Annotated in this window: 18 protein-coding genes; 10 read left to right on the top strand and 8 right to left on the bottom strand. The window is 69.1% G+C overall.

Features of this window, described 5'->3' with window-relative positions; all coding sequences use genetic code 11:
* Nucleotides 1-12: 12 nt before the first annotated feature.
* Genes FHU13_RS21615 through FHU13_RS21590 form a run of 6 tightly spaced genes read left to right on the top strand, consistent with a single transcriptional unit; the run spans nt 13 to nt 7,627 of the window.
* Nucleotides 13-1,305: a CmpA/NrtA family ABC transporter substrate-binding protein gene (locus FHU13_RS21615; protein WP_183437906.1), complete on the top strand. Its 1,293-nt coding sequence runs from the start codon at nt 13-15 to the stop codon at nt 1,303-1,305.
* Nucleotides 1,305-2,165 carry a nitrate ABC transporter permease gene (ntrB, locus tag FHU13_RS21610; protein WP_183437905.1) on the top strand — a complete coding sequence of 287 codons (861 nt, stop codon included), beginning with the start codon at nt 1,305-1,307 and terminating at the stop codon, nt 2,163-2,165. Before FHU13_RS21615 ends, ntrB begins: the two co-directional genes overlap by 1 nt.
* 12 nt (nt 2,166-2,177) lie before the next feature.
* Nucleotides 2,178-2,972 carry an ABC transporter ATP-binding protein gene (locus FHU13_RS21605; RefSeq protein ID WP_183437904.1) on the top strand — a complete coding sequence of 265 codons (795 nt, stop codon included), beginning with the start codon at nt 2,178-2,180 and terminating at the stop codon, nt 2,970-2,972.
* Nucleotides 2,973-2,997: 25 nt separating this feature from the next.
* On the top strand, nt 2,998-4,218 hold the full coding sequence (locus FHU13_RS21600; RefSeq protein ID WP_183437903.1) for an NAD(P)/FAD-dependent oxidoreductase: 1,221 nt from the start codon (nt 2,998-3,000) through the stop codon (nt 4,216-4,218).
* 11 nt (nt 4,219-4,229) lie between these two features.
* Nucleotides 4,230-6,023: a NirA family protein gene (locus FHU13_RS21595; RefSeq protein WP_183437902.1), complete on the top strand. Its 1,794-nt coding sequence runs from the start codon at nt 4,230-4,232 to the stop codon at nt 6,021-6,023.
* Nucleotides 6,020-7,627 carry a sulfite reductase subunit alpha gene (locus FHU13_RS21590; RefSeq protein WP_183437901.1) on the top strand — a complete coding sequence of 536 codons (1,608 nt, stop codon included), beginning with the start codon at nt 6,020-6,022 and terminating at the stop codon, nt 7,625-7,627. Before FHU13_RS21595 ends, FHU13_RS21590 begins: the two co-directional genes overlap by 4 nt.
* A 59-nt stretch (nt 7,628-7,686) precedes the next feature.
* Here FHU13_RS21590 and FHU13_RS21585 read toward each other — a convergent pair whose 3' ends face one another.
* Nucleotides 7,687-8,592, bottom strand: coding sequence for a LysR family transcriptional regulator (locus FHU13_RS21585; protein ID WP_183437900.1), 906 nt, complete (start codon nt 8,590-8,592; stop codon nt 7,687-7,689).
* A gap of 151 nt (nt 8,593-8,743) precedes the next feature.
* Here FHU13_RS21585 and FHU13_RS21580 point away from each other — a divergent pair, with 151 nt between their 5' ends.
* On the top strand, nt 8,744-9,370 hold the full coding sequence (locus FHU13_RS21580) for a glutathione S-transferase family protein (RefSeq protein WP_183437899.1): 627 nt from the start codon (nt 8,744-8,746) through the stop codon (nt 9,368-9,370).
* The gene (locus FHU13_RS21575; RefSeq protein ID WP_183437898.1) at nt 9,367-10,293 is read left to right on the top strand and encodes a pyridoxamine 5'-phosphate oxidase family protein; all 927 of its coding nucleotides are present in this window, start codon (nt 9,367-9,369) and stop codon (nt 10,291-10,293) included. Before FHU13_RS21580 ends, FHU13_RS21575 begins: the two co-directional genes overlap by 4 nt.
* A 67-nt stretch (nt 10,294-10,360) precedes the next feature.
* Here FHU13_RS21575 and FHU13_RS21570 read toward each other — a convergent pair whose 3' ends face one another.
* Nucleotides 10,361-11,062, bottom strand: coding sequence for a hypothetical protein (locus tag FHU13_RS21570; RefSeq protein WP_409518523.1), 702 nt, complete (start codon nt 11,060-11,062; stop codon nt 10,361-10,363).
* Entirely contained in the window at nt 11,059-11,286 is a 228-nt protein-coding gene (locus tag FHU13_RS21565) for a hypothetical protein (RefSeq protein WP_183437897.1), read from the bottom strand. Before FHU13_RS21565 ends, FHU13_RS21570 begins: the two co-directional genes overlap by 4 nt.
* Before the next feature lie 198 nt (nt 11,287-11,484).
* Between FHU13_RS21565 and FHU13_RS21560 the strand changes: the two genes are divergently transcribed.
* Both FHU13_RS21560 and FHU13_RS21555 read left to right on the top strand, forming a co-directional pair.
* Nucleotides 11,485-11,814, top strand: coding sequence for a hypothetical protein (locus tag FHU13_RS21560; protein ID WP_183437896.1), 330 nt, complete (start codon nt 11,485-11,487; stop codon nt 11,812-11,814).
* Nucleotides 11,815-12,060: 246 nt separating this feature from the next.
* Nucleotides 12,061-14,187 carry an ABC transporter ATP-binding protein/permease gene (locus tag FHU13_RS21555; protein ID WP_183437895.1) on the top strand — a complete coding sequence of 709 codons (2,127 nt, stop codon included), beginning with the start codon at nt 12,061-12,063 and terminating at the stop codon, nt 14,185-14,187.
* A 29-nt stretch (nt 14,188-14,216) separates the two neighbouring features.
* Here the strand turns inward: FHU13_RS21555 and FHU13_RS21550 are convergent, their stop codons facing one another.
* The 5 genes from FHU13_RS21550 to FHU13_RS21530 all read right to left on the bottom strand — a co-directional run bounded on the left by FHU13_RS21550 (nt 14,217) and on the right by FHU13_RS21530 (nt 18,769).
* Nucleotides 14,217-15,023, bottom strand: coding sequence for a fructosamine kinase family protein (locus FHU13_RS21550; protein WP_183437894.1), 807 nt, complete (start codon nt 15,021-15,023; stop codon nt 14,217-14,219).
* Entirely contained in the window at nt 15,020-15,493 is a 474-nt protein-coding gene (locus tag FHU13_RS21545) for a low molecular weight protein-tyrosine-phosphatase (protein ID WP_183437893.1), read from the bottom strand. The genes FHU13_RS21550 and FHU13_RS21545 overlap by 4 nt, the downstream gene beginning before the upstream one ends.
* A 16-nt stretch (nt 15,494-15,509) precedes the next feature.
* Nucleotides 15,510-15,707 carry a DUF2283 domain-containing protein gene (locus FHU13_RS28430; protein ID WP_183437892.1) on the bottom strand — a complete coding sequence of 66 codons (198 nt, stop codon included), beginning with the start codon at nt 15,705-15,707 and terminating at the stop codon, nt 15,510-15,512.
* 270 nt (nt 15,708-15,977) lie between these two features.
* The gene (locus FHU13_RS21535; protein ID WP_183437891.1) at nt 15,978-17,810 is read right to left on the bottom strand and encodes an aminopeptidase P family protein; all 1,833 of its coding nucleotides are present in this window, start codon (nt 17,808-17,810) and stop codon (nt 15,978-15,980) included.
* Between the two features lie 41 nt (nt 17,811-17,851).
* A complete protein-coding gene (locus tag FHU13_RS21530) occupies nt 17,852-18,769 on the bottom strand; it encodes a 50S ribosomal protein L11 methyltransferase (protein WP_183437890.1) in 918 nt (305 codons plus the stop codon).
* Between the last annotated feature and the right edge of the window lie 223 nt (nt 18,770-18,992).

Raw genomic sequence — 18,992 nt, 5'->3', positions numbered from 1 at the left:
AGCGAAGAGCGGATGAGCATCGATCACGGCAACACGACCCGCCGCGGCATCCTCAAGGGAGCGGCGGCAGCCCTCGCCCTGGCAGGCGCCGCCCGTGCCGCCTTGCCGGCCGGTGCCTTCGCGCAGGGCGCGGGGCCGGAGGTGAAGGGAGCCAAGCTCGGCTTCATCGCCCTCACCGACGCGGCGCCGCTCTTCGCCGCCAAGGAGAAGGGCATCTTCGCGAAGTACGGCCTCCCCGAGACGGAGGTGCTGAAGCAGGCGAGCTGGGGCACCACCCGCGACAACCTCGTTCTCGGCTCCGAGGGCAACGGCATCGACGGTGCCCACATCCTCTCGCCGATGCCCTACCTGATCTCGGCTGGCCGTGTGACGCAGAACAACGTGCCGGTGCCGATGTACATCATGGCCCGGCTCAACCTGAACGGTCAGTGCATCTCGATCGCCAAGGAGCATATCGACCACAAGATCGGCCTCGACACGAAACCGTTCAAAGCCGTGCTGGAAGCCAAGAAGGCCTCCGGCAAAGCGGTGAAGGCGGCCATGACCTTCCCCGGCGGCACGCACGATCTCTGGATCCGCTACTGGCTGGCCGCCGGCGGCATCGACCCCGACAAGGACATCGAGACCATCGTCGTGCCGCCGCCTCAGATGGTGGCGAACATGAAGGTCGGCACGATGGACTGCTTCTGCGTCTGCGAGCCGTGGAACGAGCAGCTCATCCACCAGGGCATCGGTTACACCGCGATCACAACCGGAGAGCTCTGGAAGGACCATCCGGAGAAGGCCTTCGCCATGCGCGCGGCCTGGGTCGACAAGTACCCCAACGCCGCCAAGGCGCTGCTGATGGCGGTGATGGAGGCCCAGCAATGGTGCGAGAAGCCCGAGAACCGCGACGAGATGGCGGCGATCGTGGCCAAGCGCCAGTGGATCAACGTGCCGGTCGCCGACGTCGTCGACCGGATGAAGGGCAAGTTCGACTACGGCACCGGCCGCGTCGTCGAGAACAGCCCCTTCACCATGAAGTTCTGGGCCGACAACGCCTCCTACCCGTACCAGTCGCACGACCTCTGGTTCCTCACCGAGGATATCCGCTGGGGCAAGTTCGACGCGCAGACCGACACCAAGGCGCTGATCGCCAAGGTCAACCGTGAGGATCTCTGGCGCGAGGCCGCCAAGGCGCTCGGCGTCGGGGCGATTCCGACCTCCACCTCGCGCGGCATCGAGACGCTGTTCGACGGCAAGGTCTTCGATCCGGAAAACCCCGCCGCCTACCTCAACAGCCTCGGCATCAAGAAGGTCGCGTGATGGCTACCGGAGCAACGCTCACCGCAACCCGCGAGCGCGCCGCCGCAAAGGCCCGCGCGCCCTTCATCACACTGGCCGGCCTGCGCGGCGTCGCCGCCCGCGTCCTGCCGCCGCTCGTCGTCCTGGCGGGCTTCCTGCTCCTGTGGGAGGTGCTGTGCTCCTCCCCCACCGCCGGCCTGCCGCCGCCCTCGCGGGTGGTGACGGAGGCCTGGGACATCATCGTCGATCCGTTCTACGACAACGGCGGCACCGACAAGGGCCTGTTCTGGCATATCGCCGCGAGCCTGAAGCGCGTGGCCCTCGGCTTCTCGCTGGCAGTGGTGGCGGGCGTGATGCTCGGCACGCTGGTCGGCCAGTCCGATTGGGCGATGCGCGGGCTCGACCCGATCTTCCAGATCCTGCGCACGATTCCGCCGCTGGCGTGGCTCCCGCTCTCGCTGGCCGCCTTCCGCGACGGCCAACCGAGCGCGATCTTCGTGATCTTCATCACCTCGATCTGGCCGATCATCATCAACACGGCCGTTGGCATCCGCAACATTCCGCAGGACTATCGCAACGTCGCCGCGGTCATCCGGCTGAACCCGATCGAGTTCTTCTACAAGATCATGCTGCCGTCCGCGGCTCCCTACATCTTCACCGGTCTTCGCATCGGCGTCGGCCTGTCCTGGCTCGCCATCGTCGCGGCCGAGATGCTGATCGGCGGCGTCGGCATCGGCTTCTTCATCTGGGACGCGTGGAACTCCTCCCACATCTCCGAGATCATCGTCGCCCTCGTCTATGTCGGACTCATCGGCTTCGTCCTCGACCGGATGGTTGCCGGGCTCGGCGTGCTCGTGACCCGTGGCACCAGCGCAGCGTGAGGGACTAAGAACATGGCTCATCTCTCCCTCTCCCAGGTCGGCATCACGTTTCATCGCGGCGGCAAGTCCTCCGAGGTGCTGCGCGACGTGAACCTCGACATCGCCAAGGGCGAGTTCGTCTCGATCATCGGGCATTCCGGCTGCGGCAAGTCGACGGTGCTCAACATCGTCGCCGGCCTGCTCAAGGCCTCGACCGGCGGCGTGCTGCTGGACGGACGTGAAGTGAACGCCCCCGGCCCCGACCGCGCGGTGGTGTTCCAGAACCACTCGCTCCTGCCCTGGCTGACCGTGCGCGAGAACGTGGCGCTCGCCGTCGACAAGGTGTCGAAGGGCAAGAGGACGCGGGCTGAGCGCGCCCAGTGGATCGAGCACAACCTTGCGCTGGTGAACATGATGCACGCCGCCGACAAGCGCCCTGCGGAGATCTCCGGGGGCATGAAGCAGCGCGTCGGCATCGCCCGCGCGCTCGCCATGGAGCCGACCGTGCTGCTGATGGACGAGCCGTTCGGCGCGCTCGACGCGCTGACCCGCGCCCATCTCCAGGACCAGCTCATGGAGATCCAGACGCGTCTGCGGAACACCGTCATCATGATCACCCACGACGTGGACGAGGCGGTGCTGCTCTCGGACCGCATCGTGATGATGACGAACGGGCCTTCCGCCACCATCGGCGAGATCCTGCCCGTGCCGCTGGCGCGGCCCCGCCGCCGGCTCGATCTCGTGGAGGACGCGACCTACGTCCACGCCCGCGCCGCGGTGCTGGAGTTCCTCTACGCCCGCCACGCCAAGCCCGCTCTCGCCGCCTGAGTTCGTGAAGGGGGATCACGGGTTCATGAGCGTGAAGGACAGACTCGTCGTCGTCGGCAACGGCATGGCCTCGCTCCGCTTCCTCGAGCGGCTGACCGAGCGCGCGCCGGGCCGATACGACGTGACGGTGGTCGGCGCCGAGCCGGTGGCGGCCTATAACCGGGTGCTGCTCTCCTCGCTGCTCGGCGGCGAGGTGGACGAGGCGGCCTGCGGCTTCCGCCCGCTCTCCTGGTACGAGGAGCACGGCATCCGCCTCGTCACCGGCGCGCCGGTGACGGAGATCGACCGGGCCAACCGGCTGGCGATCGTCGGTGAAGCGCATGTCCTGCCCTACGATAAGCTGGTGCTGGCCGTGGGCTCGCTGCCGATCCGGCTTCCGCTGCCCGGTATCGACCTGCCGGGCGTCCTCACCTTCCGCGATTTCGCCGACGTGGCGGCGATCCGCAAAGCCGCCGTCGAGCACGCCAAGGCCGTGGTGATCGGCGGCGGGCTGCTGGGCCTGGAGGCCGCGGTCGGGCTCGCCCGGCTCGGCGTCGACACCACGCTGGTCCACGTCATGGACCGGGTGATGGAGCGCCAGCTCGACCACGCGGCGGCCCGCCTCGTGCGCACGGCGATGGAGGCCCGCGGCGTCAAGGTGATGCTGTCCGCCGACACCGCCGCGATCGAGGGCGGGACTCAAGTCGAGCGCCTGCGGATGAAGGACGGCAGCGTGATCCCGGCCGACCTCGTCGTGATGTCGGTGGGCATCCGCGCCTCGACGGCCCTGGCGCAGTCCTGCGGACTCGCCTGCGGGCGCGGCATTACGGTGGACGACCGGATGACCACTTCCGACCCGGCGATCCATGCGCTCGGCGAATGCGCTGAGCACAGGGGTGTCGTTTACGGCCTTGTCGAGCCCGCCTACGAGCAGGCCGAGGTGCTGTCGCGGCACCTCGTCGGCGAGGCGGCTTCCTATCCCGGCACGTCCCTTGCCACCAGCCTCAAGGTGTCGGGCCTGCCCGTCTTCTCGGCCGGCGTGGTCGATACGCCCGAAGGCGCCGAGGCGGTCGTGATGCACGACGCCGCCGCCGGCCTCTACCGCAAGCTGATCATCGCCGAAAACCGCCTCGCGGGGGCGGTCTTCGTCGGCGACATCGCCGAGCAGGCGCGCTGCAAGGAGCTGATCCGCTCCGGCGCGCCGCTCTCCCCTGACGACCGGGACGACCTGATGTTCGGCCCGGCCCCGAAAACCCTCGCAGCGTGAGTGAGGCAGCGATGGCAGACGAATTCAACGCCGAGCAGAAGCGCTACCTGGAAGGCTTCGCCTCGGGCATCGCGGCGGCTCGGATGACCGGCGGCCTCGCGATCGGGCAGGGCGGCGCCGCAGCCGCGTCCTCCGAGCCCACCGGCCCGGACGCGATCCACATCAAGGCGCAGGACCGCACCGTCAAGGAGGGTGGCAAGCTCTGCGAGCAGGAGAAGTGGAAGCGCGCGGAGAATCCGTTCGACGGCCATAACCGCCTGATCCAGGAGGCTGCGACCGGCAAGGCTCCGAAGCCTGAGGATAATTTCCGCTGGCGCTACCACGGCCTGTTCTGGGTCGCACCGACCCAGACCTCCTACATGTGCCGCCTGCGCATCCCCAACGGCATCCTGCAGCACTGGCAGTTCGCCGGCATCGCCGACCTCGCCGACAAGCATGGCGGCCCCTACAGCCACGTCACCACCCGCGCCAATCTTCAGGTGCGCGAGATCCCGCCGGAGCACGGCCAGGCCTTCCTCGACGGCCTGGTCGATCTCGGCCTCACCGCGCGCGGCGCGGGCGCCGACAACATCCGCAACGTCACCGGCTCGCCCACCGCCGGCATCGACGCGCAGGAACTGCTCGACACCCGGCCGCTGGCCAAATCATGGCACAACTGGATCCTCAACGACCGCTCGCTGTTCGGCCTGCCGCGCAAGTTCAACGTCGCCTTCGACGGCGGCGGCGTGATGCCGGTGCTGGAAGAAACCAATGACATCGGCTTCCAGGCGATCGAGGTACTGGAGGGCGCGAGCATCCCCGCCGGGATCTGGATGCGCCTCGTGCTGGGCGGCATCTCCGGCCACAAGGATCTCGCCCGCGACACCGGCGTCGTCCTCAAACCCGAGGAGTGCAACCAAGTCGCCGACGCAATCCTGCGCGTCTTCATCGAGAACGGCGACCGCACGAACCGCAACAAGAGCCGCATGAAGTACGTCCTCGACGCCTGGGGCTTCGAGAAGTACCTCGCCGCCGTCGAGGAGAAGCTCGGCCGCAAGCTCGCGCGCGTCGCCCCCGAGCACGTGGCGCCGAGGAAGCCCACCGACCGCTTCAGTCATGTCGGCGTCCACAAGCAGGTTCAGCCGGGCCTGAACTGGATCGGCGTGGTGCTGCCCGTCGGCAAGATGACGACCGGCGAGATGCGCGAACTCGCCAGGATCTCGGCCGAGTGCGGCGACGGCCAGATCCGCCTGACGGTGTGGCAGAACTTCATCTTCTCCGGCGTGCCGGACGCGAAGGTCGCAGAGGTCGAGGCCCGCGTCGCGGCGCTCGGCCTCACCACGAAGGCCGCCGGCATCCGCTCCGGCCTCGTGGCCTGCACCGGCAGCCGCGGCTGCAAGTTCGCCGCCGCCGACACCAAGGGTCACGCGATGATCATCGCCGACCATGTCGAGCAGACCGTGCCGGCCCTCGATGTGCCGGTGAACGTCCACCTCACCGGCTGCCACCATTCCTGCGCTCAGCACTACATCGGCGATATCGGACTCATCGGCGCGAAGGTCGTCGTCTCGGAGGAGGGCGATACCGTCGAGGGCTACGACGTTGTTGTCGGCGGGGGCTTTGCCGAGAACCCGAAGATCGGCACCGAGATCTGGAAGGCGGTCAAGGCCGAGGACGTGCCCTCGCGCGTCGAGGCCCTGCTGAACGCCTATCTCGCCCGCCGCCAGGGCCCGGAGGAAAGCTTCCAGGCCTTCACCGCACGTACCGGCCCCGAGGCCCTGCGCGACGCCGCCGAAGAACAACCCGCCCTCAAGGCCGCCGCATGACCCAGCACGTCGCGCCCCCGCTCGTTCTCATCCCCGAGAGCGCCCCCTTCAACGCCGACCAGCGTTCCTGGCTGTCGGGCTACTTCGCCGCGCTCCTCGGCCCGGCGGTCGAGGGCGCCACCGCCCTCGCGCCGGGCGAGGCGCCCTCGACTGGTCCGAAGCTGGCCGACAACGACGACGCCCCCTGGCACGACCCGTCGATGCCGATCAATGACCGCATGGCAATCGCCAAGGACCGCTCGGAGCCGCAGAAGCTGATGGCCGCCATGGCTCAGCAGGATTGCGGCCAATGCGGCTACAACTGCGCCGACTACGCCAACGCGATCTTCCTCAAAAGGGAGGAGCGGCTGAACCTTTGCCAGCCCGGCGGCAAAGAGACCCTGCGCATGCTCAAGAAGCTCGAGGAGGAGTTCGGCGCCGCAAGTGGCGGCGCGGCGGCCCCGAAGGCAGAGGCGGCCGATACGCCGAAGAAGGAGCCGGAACTCGGCCCGCTCGGCTATTGCCGCGAGAACCCGGTCGAGGCGACCTTCCTCTCCCGCACGCGGCTCAACGCACCGGGCGGCGAGAAGGAGACGTGGCACATCGAGATCGACCTGAGGGACACGCCGATCACCTACGAGGCCGGCGACTCCCTCGGTCTGTTTCCGGCCAACGCCCCGGCGCTCGTCGATGCGGTGATCGCCGAACTCGGCACGCGACCCGAGCGGATGATCGGCGGAAAGACCCTGCGCGACCGGTTGCTGACCGACTATTCCCTGGGCGCGGCGCCGGACAACCTCTACCAGCTCCTCTCGCTGCTGACCTCGGGCGCAGCTCGGAAGAAGGCGCAGGCGCTCGCGGCCGGCGAAGACCCGGACGGCGACGCGCAGCATCTCGACGTTCTCGGCGCGCTGCACAAGTTTCCCGGCGCCCGCCCGGACGCCGAGGTCTTTCTGGAGGCGCTCGACGAGCTGCAGCCGCGGCTCTACTCGATCTCGTCGTCGCCGAAGATGGATGCCGGCCGCGTCTCGCTCACGGTCGACGCGGTGCGCTACAATCACCGCTCGCGGCTGCGCCTGGGCGTCGCTTCCACGCATTTGGGGGAGCGTCTGCCGGAGCAGACGAAAGTCAAAATCTACCTGCAGAAGGCGCACGGCTTCGGCCTGCCGTCGGACCCGTCCAAGGACGTGATCATGTGCGGCCCGGGAACCGGTGTCGCCCCGTTCCGCTCCTTCCTGCGGGAGCGCGCGGCCACGAAGGCGCCCGGTCGCAACTGGCTGTTCTACGGCCACCAGCGGCAGGCCACCGATTTCTTCTACAAGGAGGAACTGAACGGCCTGAAGGACGAGAAGGTGCTGACCCGCCTCTCGCTCGCATGGTCGCGCGACGGCACGGAGAAGACCTACGTCCAGGACCGCATGCGCGAGAACGGCGCCGAGCTGTGGAAGTGGCTCGAAGGTGGTGCCCATTTCTACGTCTGCGGCGATGCCAAGCGCATGGCCAAGGACGTGGAGCGCGCGATCATCGACGTCGCCGCGCAGTACGGCGGCAAGAATCCCGACGAGGCGGTGGCCTATCTCGCCGCCCTGAAGAAGGCCGGGCGCTATCAGGCCGACGTTTACTGAGAGGGAGGGGTTTTCCCCTGCCACCGCCTCGCGATGACGGCGAGGGCGTGTGAGCCGCCTCAAGCCGGCGGGTTCACCCGCGGGTCGGCGCGCAGCCGCGTCGCAGCGAGATCGACGAAGGCGCGGGTCTTGGCCGGCGCCCGCCGCCCCTCGGGGCTCACGACGTGGATCGGAACGGGCGCCTCCTCGTCGTCGCTGAGCAGGATGCGCAGGCGCCCCTCCGCCACCGCCGACGCCACCTGATAAGACAGCAGCCGCGCGACTCCCCAGCCATCGAGAGCCGCGGCGAGCGTCGCATCGACCGTGTTGCAGACGAGGCGGGGATGAACGGTGACGGCGATGCGCCGCTCGGGCCCGAACCGCCATTCCGGCAGGACACCGAGGCTCGATGAGCCGATCACGGCGTGCTCGCGCAGGTCGGGGGGTGTCTTGGGCACACCGTGCCGTTCGAGATAGCTCGGCGCGGCGCAGACCACCCGGCGCACGCTGCCGACGCGGGTCGCCGACAGCCCGGAATCGGCCAGATGCCCGATCCGCACCCCGACATCGATGCCCTCCTCGATCATGTTGACGATCCGGTCGAGGAACAGCGCGCGGACCGCGACCGCGGGGTGGCGCGCGAGGTAGTCGGTCACCAGCGGAAGCACGTAGAGGCGGCCGAACTGCACCGGCGCCGTCAGCGTCAGGACACCGGTCGGCGTCGCGGTCGAACCGGCGGCAACGGCCTCGGCCTCGACGATCTCGGACAGGATTCGGCGGCAATCCTCGAGATAGCGTCCGCCTGCATCGGTGAGCTTCACCGAGCGCGTGGTGCGGAGGAAGAGGCGCGCGCCGATGGCGGCTTCGAGCGCCGCAACCGCGCGCGTGACGGCGGCCGGGCTCATGCCGAGCGCGCGCGCCGCCCCGGCGAAGCCACCGCTTTCGGCGACCCGCACGAAGACCCGCATTCCCTGCAGCCGGTCCATAAAAGCCCTCCGACAGCCCGTCCTGTGGGAGCAGTGTCGCGATTATTCCGTACCGCGCAACAGTCGCTTACTCATAATGCAGGTTCACCTCGCGGCTCGGAGGGAGTGTGATCGATCCACGGCCGATCCTGCGGCCTTAGGAGACAACACCGTGAAGCTCTACAGCCTGAGGCTCTCGGGCCATGCCCACCGGGCACGCCTGTTCCTGTCGCTGGTCGGCCAGCCCTTTGAGACCGTCGAGGTCGACTTTGCCGGCGGCCAGAACCGCTCGCCGGATTTCCTGGCGATCAATCCGTTCGGGCAGGTCCCCGTCCTCGATGATGACGGGACGATCGTGCCGGATTCCAATGCCATCCTCGTGTACCTCGCCAAGAAGCTTGGTCGCAGCGACTGGCTGCCCGAGGATGCGGAAGGGGCGGCGCGCGTCCAGCGCTGGCTCTCGGTTGCGGCCGGACCGATCGCCTACGGCCCCTGCGCTGCACGCCTCGTCACCCTGTTCGGGGCTGGGTTCGACGCGGAGGAAGTGATCGCCCGCGCCCACACGATTCTGGCGCTGATCGATGCGGAGCTGTCGGCGCGCGACTGGCTGGCTGCCGAGCATCCGACCATCGCCGACGTGGCGCTCTACAGCTACATCGCCGCCGCTCCCGAGGGGAACGTCGATCTCGCGTCTTACGGGAATGTCCGCGCATGGCTCGCCCGGATCGAGGCGCTGCCGGGCTTCGTGGCGCTGCCAGCCTCGCCGGTCGGCCTGAACGCGGCGGGAGATCGGGCATGAGCACACAGGCCGCAGCCTCATCCTCTCCCTGGCACCGGGGTGAGGTGGCGATCCAAGAGCATGTCGGCATCGCCGGGCGGATGGCGGAACTCGGCCCCCGGGTGATCCGCGATCACCTGAACGAGCAGCACCGCGCGTTCTTCCCGCTCCTGCCCTTCGCGGTGCTGGGCAGCGTTGACCAGGAGGGCAATCCTTGGGCGACGCTACGGGAGGAAGCACCGGGCTTCCTCCATGCGCCGGACCCGTTCCACCTCCGGGTGGAAGGGCTCCGCGACCCGGACGATCCCGCCGAGGCGGGGTTGGAGGACGGGCAAGGCGTGGCCGTGCTCGGGATCGAACTGGCCACGCGTCGCCGCAACCGCCTGAATGGACAGATCGAGCGCAGGGGTGCGGAGGGTTTCGCGGTCCGCGTCGAGCAGAGTTTCGGGAACTGCCCGCAATACATCCGCAGCCGGCACAAGGTAGGCTCGGACCTGCCGCGGGAGACCCGGCCGCGGCCTCTCGTGTCGGACCGGCTCGGCGCCGCGGCGCGGGCCGTCGTCGCGGCGGCGGAAACCTTCTTCGTCGCGAGCGCTGTCGAGGCGGCCGACGGCCGGCGGCAGATCGATGTCTCGCACAGGGGCGGCCCGGCCGGCTTCGTGCGGGTCGGAGCGGACGGCCGCCTCACAATCCCCGACTATTCCGGCAACCGCTTTTTCAACACGCTGGGCAACATGCTGGAGAACCCGCGGGCGGGTCTCGTCTTTCCAGATTTCGTGACGGGCGACCTGCTGCAGATGAGCGGACGCACCGAGGTCGTGCTCGATCCCGCGGAGGACGAACGGATCGACGGCGCCGAGCGCCTGTGGCGGTTCATGCCGGAGCAGGTCGTGTTCCGGGCTCGCGCGCTGCGACTGCGGTTTGCCGCGGCCGATGCGGCCTAGAGCATCGGCCCGAAAGGTGGCCGCCGGCTTGTCTGAAAAGGCGACGCAAAAACAAGAGGCGAGAGCCTCAGTCGGATTTGCGTCCGCAGCGGATATAGTTCGCCTGCCCCTTGCCGCTCGTCCAAGTGAGCCGGTCATGCTCGACGAGGAGGCGGACCTGGGAGGTCCAGCGGCGGCCGCGCTCGCTGCAATCAGCAGCCATGGTCCAGGCGCTGCCTTCACGGCGATTGTTGCGGAAGCGGCAGACGGTGCGCCCGGCCTTGGCGCCGTCCTCGGTGATCGTGGCGGGCAGGAAGCCGCGACGGCGCTGGCGCTGGCCGCAGGCAACCGAGGTCGGTCCCCAGATGCCCACGAAAGCCGCCCGCTCCACCAGCGGCGCGGCGGGTCGCGGCTCGGCCGGGGCAACCACGGTGTCCAGCGGCGGGGCGGGCGCGGCGACCGTGAGCACCCGCGGCGGCGGATTGGCGGCGGGTGTGGCCGGCCGCTCCGGCTCGGGCAGGCGTACCTCCGGAACGTCGATCCCGTCCGCCGCGGCAAGACGGGTATGCCCGGCATGCGCCGCCACCGGGCCGTCATCGGTCAGCACGATCAGCGTATAGGCGAACAGTGCGCCCCAGCCCGCGGCGAGGATGACGGGAATCGTCAGACGTCGTGACAGGGTCGAGGGGCGAGCCTCTGGCGTCGCCTCCGTCCCGTCCGCGTTCTGCGTGCCTTCCGCCATCGCCGTTCCGATCGCCGTCCCGTGCGCTTCTGCTCCCGACATCGTCATCCTAGCGTCCGAAAATAGCTTTCAGCAATCGAGCGGTGCGGATGCGCCTCGGCGAATGCGCCGGCATGCCCACAGCCTCGATCCACGCCACCGGCACCGCGCGAGCCGTGCTCAAACACGTGACGGCCGAGCGCGGATCTGTCCTCGGTCAGGAAACCGGCGCCCGGCGCGCAGCGGATGGCGGCGGGCACGGCCTCAAGGTTGAGGATCGACAGGCCCGCCATGGCTCGGCTTCGCTCCCATCCGCCGGATGATTCGGCCCCGGTCGCAGGGCGGCGCGGGTCGAAGGGGCCCGTCGTGGCCCGCAGACCAAGATAGACTCTCCGAATGCGGCAGAGGCACGGCAACCCCTTCCCGGCGCAAGCGGAACCTGCCATGGTCAAGCTTGGCGGCCGCAACCGGCCGTCGACCGTACCCGCGTGATGAAACCTGTCACCCTCGCCGTTCTCGGCTCGGCCTTGGCGCCTCTACTGACGTCGCCCTTCGCCCTTGCTCCCGCATTCGCCCAATCGCGCACGCAGACGGCGCGCCCGACCTGTGCGGAAGCGATGGCGATCGTGAAGGCGGAAGGCGCGGTGACGCTCGGCTTCGGCGGGCGCCCGCCCGAGCGCTTCGTGCGCGACCGCAGCTTCTGCGAGCTCACCGAAATCGCCGAACTGCGCTTCGTCCCCACCCGCGATAATCCGCAATGTCCGATCGGCTATCGCTGCCGCGAGCCGGATTACGGCGATTGGAACTGGGACGCGAACTGACCGCAGCGACCCCGAAGCGCGCCCATGGGCAGTCCACGGTGTCGCACCCGGCGATCCGCCACGCTGGAAGATCACTGCTTCGACCCGCGGCATGACGGAAATTTCACGTGACAGGCGCGGCCTCACGCCACGTTCTCGCCACGACGGATAGCCAGGGGCGCCGCATTCGGCGATTGAACCCGTCCGCCGGCATGCCACCCCGTATGGGGATCGGCAGGGCCGGTGCAGCGAGAAGGAGTGATCCGCGTGGCCGCATTCAAGAGCAGGCTCGGCATCCAGGCCGTGCTCACGGCGTTCTTCGCGCTCCTGCTGCTGGCCATCCCAGTCATCTTGCCGGGGATCCCGAGCCCGCCGCTCTACGTCTCGCTCGCGGGCTTTGCGATGGCCGGCATCCTCATCGCCTCGAACACCCTCTCGGCCTATCTCAGGATCTTCGTCTCAGTCTACGGAATCGGCTATTTGGTGCTCGCGGGCGCCAAGACGCTCGCCGCCATGGGCGCATTGCCCGCCACCGTCGTGGCGCTACTGCCACCGGATTTCGCGGCGACCGGATCCGTGGTGTTCGGCGGCATCGTGCTCGCCGTCTCGCACTGGAAGCCGATCCGGGACATCACTCTGATCGCCGACCCCTATTTCGCGACCCATGACGCCCCGAGCCGGGAAATCGGCATGTTCCGCCGCTTCGGGCGCACCGAAGGGCAGATCGGCCGCAACCTCGTGGCGCTCTCGATCTTCGTGAACTTCGCCGACGTGGCGCTGACGCTGCGCTTCAACTTCTTCTACCGCGACATGTACAACGCGCTGCAGGAGTTCGATGCCCCGACCTTCTGGTACCAGCTCGGCTACATCTTCGTACCGCTCGCGATCCTCAACGTCGTGATCGGCATGGTCGACATCTACGTCGATTCAGGGCTGCAGCTCCGCTGGCGCACCTGGCTCACCCATAACCTCTACGAACGCTGGCTGGGACAGGGCACGCATTACCGCATCCCCTTCGTCGATGAGCACGCCGACAACCCGGATCAGCGCATCCAGTCGGACGTCAACAACTTCATCGCCCAGACCACGACGCTCTCGACCCGGCTGCTGTCGCAGGCCGCGCAGCTCGTCTCCTTCATCGTCATCCTGTGGACGCTCTCGCGCGACTTCGTGCTGCCGTTCACCGACACCGTGATCCCGGGCTTCCTGGTCTGGCTGGTGATCGCCTATGCGGTGGTCGGGACCTGGCTCACCCATCTGATCGGCAAGCCGCTCATCGGCCTCGACTACCGGCAGGAGCAGGTCGAGGCGGATTTCCGCTTCGCCCTGGCGCGCAACCGCATCTACTCGGAGCAGATCGCCCTTCTACGGGGTGAGCGGGCCGAGTCCTCGCGGCTGGCCACCCTGTTCCACGCCATCGTCGACAACTACGTCGGCATCATCTTCCGGCGCATCAAGCTGATCGCCTTCACGTTCAGCTACCGGCAGGCGAGCGCGATCTTCCCGCTCGTCATCGCCGCACCGTCGTTCTTCGCCAAGAAGATCACCCTCGGCGCCCTGCAGCAGACCTCGAACGCCTTCAGCAACGTCCAGAACTCACTGAATTTCTTCATCAATTCCTACACCATCCTCGCCGCCTACAAGGCGAACACGATCCGTCTCAGCTCGTTCAAGCGGGCGATGACCCAGGCCGAGGCTCTGGCCGGGGCCGGCTACGGCCTCGCCAACGGCAACGACACCGCCGGCAACGTGACCGCCCGCGACCTGACGCTGGCGCTGCCCGACGGCCGCGAGATCGTGCGGGCAGGCACGCTCGAATTACCGAAGGGCGGGGCGACCCTGGTCACCGGCCCCTCCGGCTCGGGCAAGTCGACCCTGTTCCGGGCGATTGCCGGGATCTGGCCGTTCGGCAAGGGCCGGATCGACGTGCCCGCCGGACAGTCGGCGCTGGTTCTGCCGCAGCGGCCCTACCTCCCGCTCGGCTCCTTACGCGGCACGGTGGCCTATCCGCAGACCGTCGATCATTTCTCCGACGAGGCGATCCGCGACGCCTTGCGCGCCGCGCGGCTCCCGCAGCTCGCCGACCAGCTCGACGCGGTCGACAGTTGGGACCGCCGCCTGTCAGGCGGCGAGCAGCAGCGCCTCGCCATCGCGCGCGCGATCCTGGCCAAGCCGGACTGGCTGTTCCTCGACGAATCGACCGCGGCCCTCGACGAGGAGACCGAGGCCGAGATCTACCGGATGCTGCGCGAGAACCTGCCCGGCACCACCATCGTCTCGATCGGCCACCGCTCGACCCTGAACAAGCACCACGACCGGCGCATCGAGATGAAGCCGACCGGCGAGGGCCGTTTCGAGCCGCGCCTATCGCCCATGCCGGCTCCGGCGGAGTAGGGATAAAGCGCAGTGGTCGGAGGTGGCGGTCAGACGCCGGCCGCCTCCAGAAACCCCTCGACCATGCCGCGATAGCCGTCGCCAAACAGGCGCCAATGCACCAGGGCCGGCCAGAGCTGGTAGATCGGCATGCGCTCCACGGCGCCGGGCTCGGGCGGTCCGTAGGCCGCTCGAAAGTCCGAGCCTGGCCGGCCGAACAGGCTCAGCATCGCCAGATCGACCTCGGTATGGCCGTGATAGCAGGCCGGATCGATCAGCCCCGAGACCCGGTTAGATGCGTAGAGGACGTTGCCGCCCCACAAGTCGCCGTGGAGCAGGGCGGCGCGGGGCTGCCCGGGCAGGCGGTTGTTCAGGTCCGCCGCCAGCCGCTCGACCCGCCGGAACAGCGGAGCGGGGAGGTGGCCGGCATGGCAGAGCAGGCGGTTTTCTCCCCAGAAGGCGGGCCAGTCGTCGCTCCAGGCATTCTCAATGGCGACAGGGCCGAAGGCGTAATCGGCGTGCCAGCCGTAGCGCTCGCCCTCGGCGGCGTGCAAGCGAGCGACGACCCGGCCGAGATCGGCCTCGGCGCCTGGCCCGGCGCCCGTATCGGGCAGGCATTCGAGGACGAGCAGCCCCGCGTCCGCGGCCAGCACGGCGGGTGCCGGCGCACCGGCCCCGGCGATGGCCGCGAGCATCCGGGCCTCCTCTTGCGGCGCCGGCCCGGTCTTCGCCACCGCTTCCCGCCCATTCTCCAGCCTCAGGCGGACGCATTGGGACAGGTTGCCGCCCGCCATCGGCTGCGCTTCGGCGAGGGGGACGCCGAGCAGGTCCGCCGCACGCCGGGCGAGGTCGCTCATTCCGGCCCCGCGATCCGCCGGGCGAGCGCTCGGGTGCCCGCGGTCACGTCGGCCCAGGTGGTGTCGAAACCCTCGTCCGCGCCGTAATAGGGGTCGGCCACGGGCTCACCCTCCCGGCCCGGCACGTGGTCGAGAAGCAGGCTCAACGCGGCCCGCGCCCCGGCCGGCCGGAGGGCGCGCAGCCTCGCGAGGTTGGCGCCATCCAGGGCGACGATGTGGTCGAAACGCTCGAAATCGGCCGGCGTGACCTGACGCCCGCGATAGTCCGCGATATCGATGCCGTTCGCCCGCGCGACCGCGATCGCGCGCGAGTCCGGCGGTTCGCCCACATGCCAGTCGCCGGTGCCGGCGGAGTCGACCGCGACCTCGAGCCCGATCCGCGCTGCCTCCCGCCGGAAGGCGGCCTCGGCCAGTGGCGAACGGCAGATGTTGCCCAGGCACACGAACAGGACGGCGGAAGGCTTGGCCATCGTCGGGAGCCGTCCCTCAGGCAGCCGTCAGCACAGTGAGGTCGGAACCGCTCGCCAGATGCTCGGTCGCGTCCAGGATTTCGAGAGCGACGATCCGGCCCTCGGCATCGAAGTCGAGGACGATCCCGGGCCGCACCTCCTCGCTCTCGACGATCGCCGTCTCGGTGAAGCGGACATAGAGCGCATCGGTCTCGGCATCGTAGCGGCTCTTCACGCCTTCCTCCTCCTGCCGCGATCGAGGAACATCGTCACAACGCGGGCGCCACCGGGGATCGGAACATATACCACACGCAGCACACGCCCGTCGCGCTCGGGCAGTGCACGGAAGGCCCGCATCCGATCCGGATGAACCGGATCCGGCTCGACGCTCTCCGGTGACGAGAGGGTGCGCTCGACCCATGCCTCGATACCGCGCTCCGCGAGGGTATCGAGGCATGGGTGCCGTAGACGAGCTTCATCGATCGAGGCCCGGAAGCCCTTCAGCCTATCCGGCACCAAGCGGCTGCGTCGCCGCCGCCAGCCAATCTCGCGTCTCCTCATCGAGGTCAGGCGAGAGCGCCGCGTGCACCCGCGCGTGGTAGGCGTCGAGCCATTCGGTCTCAGCCGGTCCGAGCAGGGCCGGATCGATCAGCCGGCGGTCGATGGGTGCGAGCGTCAGGGTCTCGAAGCCGAGCATCGGGCGGTCGCCGCCGGGAATGGCTCGCTCCTCGACCAGGATCAGGTTCTCGATGCGGATGCCGTAGGCACGGCTGCGATAGTAGCCCGGCTCGTTCGAGAGGATCATGCCGGGCTTCAGGGCCACCGTGCCCGTCTTGGCGATGCGCTGCGGCCCCTCGTGGACCGAGAGGAAGGCGCCGACGCCGTGGCCGGTGCCGTGGTCGTAATCGAGCCCCGCCTCCCATAGGCTGATGCGGGCAAGGGCGTCGATCTGCGCGCCCGTCGTCCCCTCGGGGAAGACGGCGCGGGCGATGGCGATATGTCCCTTCAGCACGCGGGTGAAGCGGTCGCGCATCTTCTCCGTCGGCGTGCCGACGGCGACGGTGCGGGTGATGTCGGTGGTGCCGTCGGCGTATTGCGCGCCGGAATCGATCAGGAAGAGTTCGCCGGGCCGCGCCTTGCGATCGGTGGCGCGGGTGACGCGGTAGTGGACGATGGCGCCGTTCGGGCCCGAGCCGGCGATGGTCGGGAACGAGACGTCGCGCAGCAGGCCGCTCTCCCGGCGGAAGTCCTCCAGCGCCTCGACGGCGGCGATCTCGCTCACCCCGTCAGTAACCGCGCCATCGAGCCAGGCGAGGAAGCGCGTCACGGCGAGGCCGTCGCGGTGGTGGGCTGCGCGGGTGCCGGCGATCTCGGCGGCGTTCTTGACCGCCTTCATCGCCGTGACCGGATCGGCGCCGACATCGGCGACGCCCCCGGCGGCCTCGACGCGATCCTTGAGCGCCGCCGCCCCCGTCGCCGCATCGAGCCGCACCCGTGCGGCATTGTTGCAGAGGTTTGCCAGATCCTCGGCGAAGGCGCTCCGCGGGCGAAGGTCCGCGAGCGGTTCGAGGGCCGCGCACAGATCCGCGTCGACGAGCTGGGAGGTCAGGTAGAGCGCGGGCCGTCCCTCGCGGGGCAGCAGCGCGTAGCCGAGCGCCAGGGGCGTATGTGCAATGTCGGCCCCGCGCAGGTTGAAGGCCCAGGCGAGATTGTGGGGATCGGAGATGACGAGGACGTCGATACCGCCTTCGGCGAGAGCGGCACGGACGCGGTTGAGCTTTTCAGCCCGGGTCTCGCCCGCGAGATCGTCGGGATGAGCCGTGACACGGCCCACCGGTGGACGGGGCCGTCCGGCCCAGATCGCGTCCACGAGATTGTCCGGCACAGCGCGAAGCGACGCCCCCGCTTTGGCGGCGGCGCGCTCCAGGCGGGCCACGCCGTCGGGCGTGTGGAGCCAGGGATCGTAGGCGAGGGTCTGGCCCGGCTTCAGATGCGTGCCGAGCCACGCCTCCGGCGTTGCTTCGGCGAGTGGCACCACGGTGACGGTCCCGGTCTCGACCTGCTCCGGCGCCTGAAGGGTGTAGCGGCCATCGACAAACAGGGCGGCCTCGTCGGCGAGCACCACGGCGAGGCCGGCCGACCCGGTAAAGCCGGTCAGCCAAGCGAGCCGCTCGGCATTGGCAGGCACATACTCGGATTGATGCTCGTCGGCCCGCGGGACCACGAAGCCGTCCGCTCGAATCTCGCGCAGGGCGGCACGCAGGGCCTCGATGCGCTCAGGGCCCTTGGCGTGGCTCGGATCGTCGAAGGTCTGGAAGCGGGAAGGGGACGTCGTCATGGCGGAAACCTACCGCGTCGAACGCCGCCGCGACAGCCACCTCAGCGCGGACGCGCCGCCGCCCCGCCCCGGCGCAGCACCAGCGTCGCCCATCCCTCGATCACGCCGGAGCGGGCGAGATGGAAGCCGCGGTGGCGGTAGGTCGAGAGCACGCCCGGCACGTCGCGCTCGATCAGACCGGACAGGATCAGCACGCCGTCATCGGCGACCACAGCGGTGAGCGAGGGCGCGAGCCGCTTGAGCGGGCGGGCCAGGATGTTGGCGAACACCACGTCGAAGCCGCGGGGCCGGTTCGCCAGAGCGTGGCGCACGCCCGGCGCGTGGTAGAAGCGCATGTAGGGTCCGAGCCCGTTGAGGCGGGCATTGCCGCGGGCGGTCGCCACCGCTTCCGGATCGAGGTCGCCGGCAATCACCGGTGTATGGAGCGCCTTTGCGGCGGCAAAGCCCAGGATGCCGGTGCCGGTACCGACGTCGAGCACGTGGGCCGGGCGCCGCCGCTTCAGCTCGGCGACCAGAGCCCGAAGGCAGCCCAAAGTCGTGCCGTGATGGCCGGTGCCGAAGGCGAGCGCCGCCTCGATCTCGATGGCGAGGTCGTTCGCCCGCACCTGATGCCGGTCGTGGCCGCCATGGACGAGGAAGCGCCCGGCGCGAACCGGCTTCAGCCCCTCCAGCGAGGCGCGCACCCAATCCTGCTGATCGATGGTCTCGAACGCAGCTTCATCCGCCTGTGCGCCGACGACCGGGCGGAGGAGTTCACGGATCATCTCCGCGTCGGGCTCCTCCGAGAAGTAGGCTTCCAGCCGCCACGCCCCGGTCTCCTCGACCTCGAAGGCAGCCACCGCCGTCTCCATGGGGTCGAACATCTCGCCCAGCAGCTCGGTCATCGCGCGAGCGGAGGGCTCGTCCGTGATCAGACGCAGGACGTGCGTGGGTCGGTGCGGCGGCAGACCTTCGAGCATGATCGCCCTCTACCACCCGCGCGCCGTGAGGGCCACGGGCTTCACGCCCGCCCTACTCCGAACGGGCGGCGGCCCGTATGCGACCAGGACAACACAGGCAAGACGAATTCTGCTTAATCCACAGGCATAATGTGTAATTTCTAGACGAAGCCTGCGGAACCGGAGCCGGAAGGCGGCGTTCTCACGGTCCGAAGCGTCTCGCGCATGCCGCTCGTCGATCCCT

It is taken from the genome of Methylobacterium sp. R2-1, from assembly GCF_014191355.1.
Taxonomy (GTDB): Bacteria; Pseudomonadota; Alphaproteobacteria; order Rhizobiales; family Beijerinckiaceae; genus Methylobacterium.
Note: the sequence above shows the minus strand (reverse complement) of the source record. Positions and strands in the feature narration are given on the sequence as shown.